Origin of the sequence: Kineosporia sp. A_224 (assembly GCF_002198655.1) — a bacterium.
GTDB lineage: Bacteria > Actinomycetota > Actinomycetes > Actinomycetales > Kineosporiaceae > R-H-3.
In genome coordinates, this window is record NZ_MWLN01000164.1 from 26131 (window position 1) to 37656 (window position 11526).

Here is an 11526-nt window from a genome sequence, read left to right on the forward strand (position 1 = left end):
TGCCGTCAGGCCCGGCGTCTGGCGATCTCGGCGACGACCTGCGGCAGCAGCGTGTGCAGGTCGCCGACGACACCGAGGTCGGCGAGCGCGAAGATCGGGGCCTTGGCGTCCTTGTTCACCGCGACGACTGTGCGGGCGCTCTGCATGCCGGCCCGGTGCTGGATGGCGCCGGAGATGCCTGCCGCGACGTACAGCGCAGGCGCGACGGTCTTGCCGGTCTGGCCGATCTGGAACTGGTGGCCGTACCAGGACTCGTCGGTCGCGGCCCGGGACGCCCCGACCGCACCGCCGAGGGCGTCGGCGAGCGCCTCGACGACGGCGAAACCCTCCGCGGAGCCGACGCCGCGGCCGCCGGCCACGACGACGGGGGCGGCGGTGAGCTCCGGGCGCCCGGTGGCGGCCCGGGGCGTCCGGGTGACGACCCGGGCACCGAGCGAGGCCGGGGCGAAGGTGACGTCGACCTTCTCGACCACCGCCTGCACCGGGGCGGGCTCGACCGGGGCGGCGTTCGGCCGGACGGCGATCACCGGGACCCCGCGGACCACCTGGCTCGTCGCGAGCCACTGCCCGGCGACGACGGCCTGGGTCACGACCGGGCCGCCGTCCCCGGCCTGCACGTCGACGGCGTCGGTGACGATGCCGGAGCCGAGCCGGACCGCGACCCGGCCGCCGACCTCCTTGCCCTCGGCGTTCGAGGTGACCAGGACGCAGCCGACGTCGCCGCGGGCGACGACCGCGGTCACGGCGTCCACCTTCGGGCCGACGAGGTAGCCGCCGACCTCGGGCGCGTCGACGACGTACACCGTGGCGGCCCCGTGCCGGCCGAGGACGGCCACGACGTCGTCGTCGGCCGGGCCGCACACGAGGGCGGCCGGCGTCCCGAGCCGGCGCGCGACGGTGAGCTGCTCGAGCGAGGGACGGCGGACCGTGGCGGGCCGGCCGGTGGCCGGGTCGGCCGGGACCGTCTCGACGAGGACGAGGACCTGCGGGGCTGGGTCGGACACGACGGGCTCCTGAGGCGCTGGGGCGGACGTGCGGGATCGGGGCGTCGCCGGCCGGGCGCTGCGACGGGTCGCGGCGCCGGCCGGGTGCCGGGTGATGGGTGGTGGGTCTGGAAGGCTGCCGGTCAGGCGAAGCCGCGGGCGACGAGGAAGTCGGCGACCACCGCGGCCGCCGTGCCGTCGTCGACGACGACCTGGCCGGCCTGCTTGGGCGGGCGCACCGAGACCGAGCGGACGACGACCCCGGCCGCGGCGGCGCCGACCTGCTCGGGCGCGACGCCAAGGTCGGCGAGGGTCAGGGTCTGCACGGGCTTCTTCTTGCCCGCCATGATCGCCTTGAACGACGGGTAACGCGGCTGGCCGGTGCGGTCGGTGAGGGAGACGACCGCGGGCAGCGCGGCGACCACCTCCTCGGTGGCGTCGTCGCCGTCGCGGTGCACCGTGACGGTGCCGGCGGCGGCGTCGACGGCGAGGTCCCCGCCGAACGTGACCTGTGGGACACCGAGCCGCTCCGCGAGCATCGCGGGGACCACCGACATCTCGGCGTCGGTCGAGGCCATCCCGGCGAGGACGAGGTCGAACCCGATGTGCTGCAACGCTTTCGCCAGGACGAGGGATGTGGCCAGCGCGTCGCTGCCGTGGACGGCGGGGTCGACGACATGGACGCCGTCGTCGCCGCCCATCGAGAGCGCCTTGCGCAGCCCCTCGACGGCCTTGGCCGGGCCGAGGGTGAGGTAGGTGACGCGGGCGTCGAGGCCCGACTCGACGAGCCGGACCGCCTGCTCGACGGCGTACTCGTCGAGCTCGGACAGCCGGCCCTCGACCGCTGCGCGGTCCAGGGTGAGGTCGTCGGCGAACGACCAGGTCGCGGTGGGTTCGGGGACGTGCTTGACGAGAACGACGACGTGCATGTGCACCCGCCTTCCTGGGTGGATCACGGGCCCTGCCGGGTGGAGCGGGCCCGTCCGGTGCCATCGGGCTCGACCGTAGGTTCCCGTCCGCCCGCGCCGGTCGGGACCTCTGACCCCTTCGTCCGCGTACGGCCGCACGGGAGTCGCCTACCAGTCGGTAACCCGGACGTGAGTCCCCCTACCGCCCCCGTTACGAGGCGAGGTCGGACTCCGCGACGACCCGCAGCGCCTGCGCGGCGATCGTCAGGGCCGGGTTCATCGCCGCGGACGAGGGGAAGAAGCCGCCGTCGACGACCCACAGGTTCGCGACGTCGTGGCTGCGGCACCACGGGTCGAGCACGCTCGTCGCCGGGTCGGCCCCGGCGACGACCGTGCCGCACTGGTGGCTGTTCATCGAGATGTCGAACCACTGGGTGAACACCGCGTCGTAGCCCGCGCCGTGCAGGAGCGCCTTGGCCTTCCGGTGGAGCTCCTTGTAGGGCAGCGTGTTCCGCGCCGTCCGGGCGGTCGTGATCCGGCCCGCCCCGTCGACGGTGACCCGGTTCTGCGGGTCCGGCAGGTCCTCGGTCATGACGAGCCACTCGACGCTGCGGGTCGCGATGCCGTCGAGGAGCAGCCGCGGAGTCCGGGTCGCCCACGACTTCATCATCGAGCCCTGGACCTTGCCGATGAGCTGGAGCGTCCCGAGCGGGTAGCCGTCGCCGCCGTCGTGGTAGAAGTCGTTGACGGACAACGTCTTCTGGAACACGACGTCGTTGCGGCGGTTCGCGTCGACGGCGGCGACGTGGGCGTTGTTGTGCATCATGAAGTTGCGGCCGACGAGCCCGCTGGAGTTCGCGACGCCGTCCGGGCACGCGTCGCCGCGGGACGACAGGAGCAGTGCCGCCGAGTTCACCGAGCCCGCCGAGAGCACGAAGCGGCCGCCGCGCACCTGTGTGACGCCGTCCGCGGTCTCGACGACGAGGTGGTCGACCCGCCGGCCGTCACCGTCGAGCACGACCCGCCGCACCTGCGCGCCGGTGACGAGCCGGACGAGCCCGGTCTCCAGCGCCGGCGCGAGCGCGCAGGTCTCGGCGTCGGACTTCGCGCCGTACATGCACGGGAACCCGTCGCACGTCCGGCAGCGCACGCACGCGCCGGTGCCCTCCGCGCCCGGCTCGACCCGGTCCAGGCCCATCGCGTTGGACGCCGGATGCACACCCTGCGCGCGCAGCCGGTCGGCGAGGTCGGCGACGTAGGGCTCGTGGGACATCGCCGGGTAGGGGAACGGCGTGCTGCGCCAGGGCTCGGTCGGGTCCTCCCCCGTCGCACCGTGGACCTTGTAGAGGGTCTCGGCCTGCCCGTAGTAGGGCTCGAGGTCGGCGTAGGAGAACGGCCACGCGGGCGAGGTGCCCTCGCGGTGCTCGACGGCGCCGAAGTCCGCCTCCCGGAACCGCGGCAGGCTCGCCCCGTAGACCTTGGAGTTGCCGCCGACGAGGTAGTGCACCCCCGGCGCGAACGCCCGGCCGTCGCCGTCGAGCCACTGCTCGGCCGGCTTGTACCGGCGCCGCAGGAAGACCTCCTCGGGCGAGAAGTTCGCCGGCTCCCGGGGCAGCCGCTCGCCGCGTTCGAGGACGAGGACGTCGACCCCGCGCCGGGCCAGCGCCAGCGCCGTCGTGGCGCCGCCGATCCCCGAACCGACGACGACGACGCTCGCGGAGAGCGGGCCCGGACCTGACGGCGCGACTGGTTCCGACATGGCCGCATCCAACCAGGACCTGACCGTTCGGTGGACCCTCCTCGCGCGGACGGCCCCGGGTGGGCGACCATGGGCGGATGCAACCGCTCCGGGTCGTCGTCGCCGGCGGCGGCATCGGTGGCCTGGCCGCCGCGGCGCTCCTGGCCCGGACCGGGCACGACGTCACGCTCCTCGAGCGGGCCGGGTCGCTGCGCGCGGTCGGGGCGGGGATCGCCCTCCAGCCGAACGGGCTCGCCGTCGCCGACGCCCTCGGCGTCGTCGACCGGCTCGCCGCCCAGGGCTCCTGGCAGCACGGCCTCGCCCTCCACGACGGCCGCGGCCGGGCCCTCGCCAACGTCGCGGTGCCGTCGGCGGCCGCCCCGCTCGGCGCGGCGCTCGTCGTCCCGCGGCAGGTGCTCCACGACGCCCTCGCGGACGTCGCGGCGGCCGCCGGCGCCGCGGTGACGACCGGGATCGAGGTCGCCGACCTCGCCCAGGACGGCGACTCGGTCACCGTCTCCGTCGAGCCCGGCGCCACCCGGATCCGCGCCGACCTGCTCGTCGCGGCGGACGGCGCCCGCTCGCTCATCCGGGCCCGGCTCGCGGTCGGCACGAAGGACACCCCCGGCCCGGTCTACCTGCGCGCGCTGGTCCCGATGTCCTGCCCGGACGAGCTGGCCGGTGAGCACTGGGGACCGCGCGGCCTCGCCGGGCTCGTGCCGTGCGGGCGCGGGCGCACGTACTGGTTCGCCTCCTCGACCGAGGAGATCCGGGACGCCGTCGCGTCCGGCCGGGTCACCGCCGTCCGGACGTCGGTGAGCGCCGCGCACCCGGTCCTGTCCGGCGCCGTCCAGGGCCTGCGGGACGTCCGGGACCTGCTCGTCAACCAGGTCCACTCGGTGCACACCTCGTCGTTCGTCGACGGCCGGGTCGTCCTCCTCGGGGACGCCGCGCACGCGATGCCGCCGAACCTCGGCCAGGGCGCGAACAGCGCCCTGCTCGACGCCGCCGTCCTCGCGCTCGAGCTGGCCGAGGGCGAGGTCCTCGCGGACGCGCTCGCCCGCTACGACGGCGGGCGGCGGCCCGCCGTCCGCCGGGTCCAGCGCGACTCCGAGCGGCTCGCGGGCCTCGCGCACTGGCGGCACGGCCGCCGGCTGCGGGACCTCGCGGTCCGCACGACGTCCGCCGCGGTCGGCCCCCGGGCGGCCCGGGCCGCGTTCCAGGTGGACGTCGTCGGCCTGCGCGACGACCTGCGCGAGCTCATCGGCCCCGGGGGGCGGCCCGCGGGTCGCCCGTCGTGACCGGCCAGGCCGAGCTGCTGCCCGACGGGTTCGTGGCCCCGGACCGGGAGGACCGGCACCGGGCGTGGGTCCGCCGGGCGCTCGCGGTCACCCGGTCCGTCGTCGCCGGCCTGCTCGTGCCCGTCGTCGTCCTCGTCACGGTCGTCGGGGTCACCGGCACGTGGGTGCGCGACGAGCTGCTCGACACCGACCGGTACGTGTCGACCGTCGCCCCGCTCGCGGACGACGCCACGGTCCAGGACGACGTCGCCGCGATGATCGCCTCCGCCGTCCGGAGCAACCTCGGGGCCGACGTCCCGGCGGCGATCCGGCCGGACGTCGAGGTCGTCGCCGGCCAGGCCGCGACCGCCTTCACCCGCTCGCCCGCCTTCGCGACCCTGTGGGCGGGCCTCAACCGGGCCGGCCACGAGCAGGTCGCCCGGCTGCTGCGCGGGGACGACCGGCCGGTGCCGGGCGTCGTCGTCCGGGACGGCACGGTCACCCTCGACCTCGCACCGGCGGTCGCAGCGGTGCTGGCGGACGTCGGGCAGCGGGTCGAGGCACAGCTACGGGCCGCCGGGGTCGACGTCGCGCTGCGGCTGGCCGAGGTCGACCTCTCCGTGGACGTCGCGCAGACGGCAGCGATCGAGCGGGCCCGGCCGTGGGTCGGGCGGCTCGACACCCTGACCGGTCTGGCGCCGTGGCTCCTGCTCGGCTGCGCCGCGGCGGCCGTCCTGCTCGCGCGGCAGCGGCTGCGGCTGGTCGTCGTCCTCGCGATCGGCGTGACGCTCGCGATGGCCCTGCTCCTCGCGGGGCTGCGGCTCGGGAGCGCGGTCGCCGCGACGACGCTGGACGCCCTGGGCGTCTCGGACGGCGTCGCGCCCGTCGTCGTGGACCGGCTCACCGCGGTGCTGCGCCGGGACGCCCTCGTCGTCGGCGCCGCCGCCACCGCCGTGGCCCTCGGGGCGACGCTGGCGGCCCGGCTCCGGCGGCCCGGGACGGGACGCCGGACAGCGTGACCGGTGTGATCATCGGGACTGCTGTTGCTGCTGTGAGTGGCATTCAGGGGCCACGACCGCCACGCACGGTGACCGTCAGCGATCCCGACGCGCGCCGGACGGATTGTCGCGAATCACGAGACGTGAGTGGCGATGGACGCCGCGTGGCCCTTTGCGTGCCCTATTCGCACCATCTGAGCGTGAAGCCGGGCAAACAATCGTGACCGAGGCCTGACGGACCGCTGCCCGCACGCTGCATTCTGGGTTACTCTACGTGCGCCCTGCCGCCCGTTCGGCCCAAACGAGCAGCCCAGGGCACACTCGGGCGCCACGACGGTGCGTAACGATCCGCTATAAGGGGACCGGAGATGCGGGACCACCTTCTGACCACCTCCCTGCACGCCGCCACGCCGCAGGGTCCGGGAGGGATCAACGCCGACGGCCTCATCGGCCTGTTCCTCTGGATCATCGGCATCCTCGCGTGCATCTCCGCGGTCAAGATCGTGGCCCGGGCCGACAGCAGCTCCCCGCGGCGCAACGCCGACACGGGGCTCAACCTCGCCATCGCGATGACGATCATCGTCGTCTTCCTCGGCGGGGCGACGATCTGGACGGCCTTCGAGGGCGTCCGGGACATCATCCTGCGCGGCGGCCAGAGCTCGTCCCAAGGCGGGCAGTGAGCGCGGCGCCGGCCTCCGGGGGCGGCGCGGCGGCACCAGCCAGGGCGATGCTCGGCGTCGACGACGAGGTCGACGACTTCCGGTACGTGTGGCACGGCCCGGCGGGAGCGGAGAGCTGGTGGCCGGCGCGCCCGATGGAGCACGTCGTCATCTACGCCCGGACGGTCCTGCCCGCGTCGGTCGTCGGGGTCCTCTGGGGTCTCGCGTTCGGCTGGAGCTTCCTGTCGCGCGCCGTCCCGATGGTCGCCTTCCCGCTCCTCGCGTGGGCCCTCGTCGACGGCCTGGTCAGGCACGTCGACGCGTTGCGCCCCCTGTCGTACCACCAGTGGGTGCTGCGCGGTGAGCTCAGCGCGCCGCGCCCGGTCCAGCCGAACGAGACGGTCGTCGTCCGGACCTCCACCCCCCTCGACCTCCTCGGCTCCGAGCCGTTCTCGACAGCGGTGAGGCACGCGCGGTGAGCCCCCTGTTCCGCCGCGGCGGCCGGGCACGGCCGGCCGAGACGACGGCGCCGCTGGCCGCACGGGCGATCCGCGGGCACCTGCTCGCCGAGCCGACCGGCGTCTGGGCCTGGTTCGCCCTCTCCCCCACCCGGCACTACTTCGCCGACCCGTCCGAGCGGGAGGCGCACCGCGCCCAGCTCGCGGCCCGCTGGGCCGACCTCGTCGGGCACCGGATCCACCTGCGGATCACCGAGCACCCGTACGCGTACGCGACGTGGGCCAAGTGGTACATGCGCCGCACCGAGACCACCCGGCTGCCGGACCCGCGCACCGGTGAGTCCTTCGAGGACATGGTCACCGCGATGCAGGAGCGCATCCGCGACCTCGGCCTCACGGTCCCCGCCGCCTACCTCGGCGTGCGGATCGAGACCCGCCGGCCGCTCACCGGCCAGGACCTCGAGAAGCTCCTCGCCGCCGGCCGCACGGCGACGAACCTGCCCGCCGACGCGACGATCCCCAGCGGCATCCCGCTCGGGGTCCGCGGCGAGGCCGGGTCGAGCAGCCCGAACGGCTCCGGCAGCAACGGCTCAGGCAACGGCTCCGGCCGCTGGGGCCGCAAGGGCAAGGGGCAGGAGCCGGACGGCGAGGAGGCCGCAGGCTACCGGGGGCTCGACGAGCGCCTCGCCGAGGTCGCCCGCACCCTCGACCGGGTCTCCGCGTCGGTCTCCCGGCCGGGCCTGTCCGGGATGCGGATGAGCGCCCGCGGGCTGGCCTGGCTCGTGAACTCCAGCCTCACCCCCGGCATGCCGGTCGCCCCGGAGAGCCTGGACGCCGCGACGGCCGGCTGGGACCCCGACACCGTCGAGGAGTTCACCGCCCCGGTGCACGCGACGTGCGAGCCGTACGCGCCCGCCGTCCAGGTCCGCGCCGTCCGCGGCGGGGCCGAGCGGACCGTCTGGGCCAGCGTCGCGACCCTGTCCAGGACGCCGGAGCGCGCGCTCGACGACGTCCGGCACCCACTCTTCGCCTGGACCCGCACCCTGGACTACCCCGTCCAGTGGTCGGCGGTGTGGGACGTCGTCGACGGCGCCGACCTCGGCAAGGAGGCGACCCGGGTCCGCGAGCACCTCGACGACCAGATCGACCACCTCGTCGAGCAGGGCAAGAAGCCGCAGCGCCGCCTGCTGCGCCTCAAGGACCACGCCGCCCGGGTCGAGGACGAGCGGACGAGCCCGTTCCCGGACACCCGGGTCCGGCTCGTCGGCCAGACCCGCGCGCTCGTCCTCGGCGACTCCCTCGAGCAGGCGGTCGAGCGCCGCGACGCGTTCGTCAAGGCCGCCGTCGCGGCCCAGGGCGCGCTCTTCGCCGCGCATGCCGGCCAGTGGCAGACGCTGCGCGAGTTCGTCCCCGGCGAGGCCGCCGCACCGACCGGCTTCGTCCGGACCATCCCCGGCGGGCTCGCGGCGACGTTCGGGCCGAGCGTCGCGACCCGGGTCGGCGACACCGCGGGCCCCTACCGCGGCTACGTCACCCGGACCGCGGCGACGCCGTTCCACTTCCACCCGCAGGACGGCCCCGAGCACGGCCGCTCCGGCCTGCAGCTCATCATCGCGACGCTCGGCTCCGGCAAGTCGTACGTCGGGGCCGGGACCTTCGAGCTCGCCGTCCGCGAGGGCCAGCACTGCGGCGCCCTCGACCCCGCGGGCAAGATGCGCGAGCTGCTGCGCCTGGAGCACCTGCACGGCCAGGTCCGCGACATGGACCTCCAGCACGCGACGAACGGCCTGTTCATCCCGTGGCGGCAGATCCCGGACCCGGACGAGCGTGAGTTCACGGTCGCGCGGACCGAGTTCCCCGCGGGCGAGGACGGCGACCTCGCGCACCGGATCGCCGCGGACGCCGCGCAGTCCCGGTACGAGCAGGCCGTCCAGGCCGCGAGCGAGGAGCGCCGCAGCCTCGCCGTCGAGCTGTTCATGTCCCGGCTGCCCGCGCAGGTCTCCGAGGACAACCCCTACGCGCGCCTCGTCGTCCGGGCCGGGGTGAACGCCGCCGGCGGCGACTACGACACCGACCCGTGGGCCGCCGTCGACGCGATGAGCCGCGAGGGCAAGGACGGCACGGTCTTCGCCCGGATGATCACCGAGTCCGCCGCCGGTCTCGGTGGCCGGCTCGTCCTGCCGCCCAAGGGCTGGCGGGAGACCGCCACCGACATGCTCAGCGACTGCATCATCATCACCGCGCGCAACCTGCCGATCCCGACGCCCGGCGTCCCGCGCCGGCAGTGGACCGAGGGCGAGCAGTTCGCCGCCGGGATGACCCGCGCGGCGTCCTGGTACCTCACGCGGATGATGTACGGCTCCGGGCAGACCCCGAAGTTCATCAACCTCGAGGAGGCCGGTGACATCGGGGGCGACGAGTCGATCCGGGGCCTCGCGGCCCGGGCCTCGCTGCACACCCGCAAGTCGAACACCGCGCTGCTGCTCGCCGTCCAGAACCCGTTGAAGATCGAGCAGATCGACCCCGAGATCGGCAACCTCGTCGGGACGACGTTCATCGGCAACCTCTCGACCGGCGAGGCCGCGCAGTCCGCGCTGCGGATCGCCGGCCTGCCCCAGATGTACGCGCCGGTCCTGCTGCGCCTCGACGTCGGTGAGTTCCTCGTCACCGACCACTCGGGCAACACCCAGACCGTCGCCTTCGACGGCGAGTACCGCCCGCACGTGCACCGCCTCCTGCTCACCAACCCGCCGTCCAAGGGCCGCACGATCGACGTCACCGGCGTCGAGCGCGACGGCGAGGACGACGGCTCGCCCGGCCCGGTCCCCGGCCAGACGCGAGCGAGCGTCGCGTGAACGTCCGCCGGACGGCGCGGCGCACCACCGCCGCCGTCCTCCTCGCCGTGGCCCTCGGGGGTGTGAGCCTCGCCCTGCCCGGGCAGGCCCAGGCCCGCCCCGAGGCGGGTGCCGCGGCGTCGTCCGGGCGGTCGGCGATCGTCGACTGCATCCCCGGCCTCGACGGCACGAGCGCCCCGCAGGCGATGGCCCCCGGCGAGGTCGCGGGCGCCTTCTTCGACCCCTCGTCCGCGCGCCCGCCGAAGGTCGCCCCCGGCACCGCCCCCACGTCGTCCACGCCGCCGAACACCCTGGCGAGCTACGGCTGGGCCGGGTTCAGCTGGCCCGACTACGAACCGGGCTGCAGCGCGACGATCAGCCTCGACGACCGGCTCACGGGCACCCTCGCGCGGGCGTCGCTGTCGACCCTCGTGTGGGCCAACGCCGCGACGACCGGGGCGTCCCGCTACGCCTACGACCCGGCGACGTACGACCCGGTGGACCAGCTCGCGAAGACGCTCGACTCCGGGATCGGCGAGGGCTTCGCCCGCCCCGGCTTCTGGATCGTCGCGCTCATGCTCGGCGCCGCGCTCGTGTGGACCGCGGACCGGCGCTCGCCGCGCCACCACGCGCAGGCCGCGACCCTCGTGCTCGCGCTCGGGATGTCCGTCGTCACCGTCTCGACGTGGAACGCCACCCTCGGCCCGACGGTCGACAACGCCGTCCTCACCGTCGTCTCGTGGGCGAACACCGCCGCGACGCCCGGGACGACCGCCTCGACCGACGCCGGGCAGCAGATCGGCGAGAGCCTGCGCTCGAACATCGTCGTGCGGACCTGGCGCAGCGGCACCTTCGGGCCCAACGAGTCGACCGCCGACCAGTACGGCGACGCGCTCTTCGCCGCGAGCGCGATCAGCACCTCGGAGGCCGCCGCGGCGGGCCGCGACTCCGACGCGCTCGGCAAGCTCGCCGACGCCGACAAGGAGGCCTACGACCAGCTCGCGGGCCAGATCAAGGCCAACGACGAGCGGGCCTACGGCTACCTCGCCGGCAAGCACAACGGCGCGCGCCTGTTCTACGCGACGCTCGGCTGGCTCACGTGGACGTGGGCCGCGAGCTTCCAGACCGTCGCGGCCTTCGCGACGGCGTACGCGCTGACCCTCGTGCGGCTCGTCCTGGGCCTGTGGTCGGCGATCGCGCTCGTCGCGTTGTTCCGGCCGCGGTACGCGCTGCGCGCCATCGGGATGCTCGTCGGCGCGCTCGTCGCGGGCGTCGGGCTGTCCGTCGTCGCCGCCGGCGCCCGGCTCGCGTACGGCCAGCTCCTCGCCTCGGCGACGGCGATGAACACGTGGGTCACCGTCGGCGTCGGGCTCGTCGTCTGCGCCGCGACGTGGGCGATCGCGTGGCCGCTGTTCCGGGTGCTGCCGGGGACGCCGGAACGGCTGCGCCGGATCGGCCGCGGCAAGCGCGCGAGCGACGACGGGTCGACCGACACCGAGAACCTCGAGCCGGCGCCGACGTCGGGCGTCGGGGCCGGCGGCCCGGGCGGCCGGCTCCTCGTCGGCCGCTTCGGCGAGGCCGGCGACCAGGGGGTGCCCGCGGAGGCCGACCCCGGCCGGCCGGCGTTCGGCATCCTCGCGGCGGCCGCCGGACTCGGGCAGGACGACG

General features: G+C 75.4%; 9 protein-coding genes. 6 read left to right on the forward strand and 3 right to left on the reverse strand.

What is annotated here, in order from left to right; translation table 11 throughout:
- Nucleotides 1–5: 5 nt before the first annotated feature.
- From EDJALFJO_RS14885 to EDJALFJO_RS14895, 3 genes are all read right to left on the reverse strand, one after another.
- Nucleotides 6–1004, reverse strand: coding sequence for an electron transfer flavoprotein subunit alpha/FixB family protein (locus EDJALFJO_RS14885; RefSeq protein ID WP_088286563.1), 999 nt, complete (start codon nucleotides 1002–1004; stop codon nucleotides 6–8).
- Nucleotides 1005–1126: 122 nt separating this feature from the next.
- The gene (locus EDJALFJO_RS14890) at nucleotides 1127–1912 is read right to left on the reverse strand and encodes an electron transfer flavoprotein subunit beta/FixA family protein (protein WP_088286583.1); all 786 of its coding nucleotides are present in this window, start codon (nucleotides 1910–1912) and stop codon (nucleotides 1127–1129) included.
- 190 nt (nucleotides 1913–2102) lie between these two features.
- The gene (locus EDJALFJO_RS14895; RefSeq protein WP_088286565.1) at nucleotides 2103–3650 is read right to left on the reverse strand and encodes an FAD-dependent oxidoreductase; all 1548 of its coding nucleotides are present in this window, start codon (nucleotides 3648–3650) and stop codon (nucleotides 2103–2105) included.
- Nucleotides 3651–3727: 77 nt separating this feature from the next.
- Here EDJALFJO_RS14895 and EDJALFJO_RS14900 point away from each other — a divergent pair, with 77 nt between their 5' ends.
- From EDJALFJO_RS14900 to EDJALFJO_RS14925, 6 genes are all read left to right on the forward strand, one after another.
- Complete coding sequence (locus tag EDJALFJO_RS14900; RefSeq protein WP_088286567.1) at nucleotides 3728–4930, forward strand: NAD(P)/FAD-dependent oxidoreductase; 1203 nt, start codon at nucleotides 3728–3730, stop codon at nucleotides 4928–4930.
- Complete coding sequence (locus EDJALFJO_RS14905; protein ID WP_088286569.1) at nucleotides 4927–5928, forward strand: hypothetical protein; 1002 nt, start codon at nucleotides 4927–4929, stop codon at nucleotides 5926–5928. Before EDJALFJO_RS14900 ends, EDJALFJO_RS14905 begins: the two co-directional genes overlap by 4 nt.
- Nucleotides 5929–6275: 347 nt before the next feature.
- Nucleotides 6276–6587, forward strand: a complete 312-nt coding sequence (locus EDJALFJO_RS14910; RefSeq protein WP_088286571.1) for a hypothetical protein — start codon at nucleotides 6276–6278, stop codon at nucleotides 6585–6587.
- A complete protein-coding gene (locus EDJALFJO_RS14915) occupies nucleotides 6584–7045 on the forward strand; it encodes a hypothetical protein (RefSeq protein WP_088286573.1) in 462 nt (153 codons plus the stop codon). The genes EDJALFJO_RS14910 and EDJALFJO_RS14915 overlap by 4 nt, the downstream gene beginning before the upstream one ends.
- On the forward strand, nucleotides 7042–9879 hold the full coding sequence (locus tag EDJALFJO_RS14920; RefSeq protein WP_088286575.1) for a hypothetical protein: 2838 nt from the start codon (nucleotides 7042–7044) through the stop codon (nucleotides 9877–9879). The genes EDJALFJO_RS14915 and EDJALFJO_RS14920 overlap by 4 nt, the downstream gene beginning before the upstream one ends.
- On the forward strand, nucleotides 9876–11526 hold a 1651-nt coding region (locus EDJALFJO_RS14925; RefSeq protein ID WP_088286577.1), incomplete at its 3' end, for a hypothetical protein. The genes EDJALFJO_RS14920 and EDJALFJO_RS14925, both read left to right, overlap by 4 nt.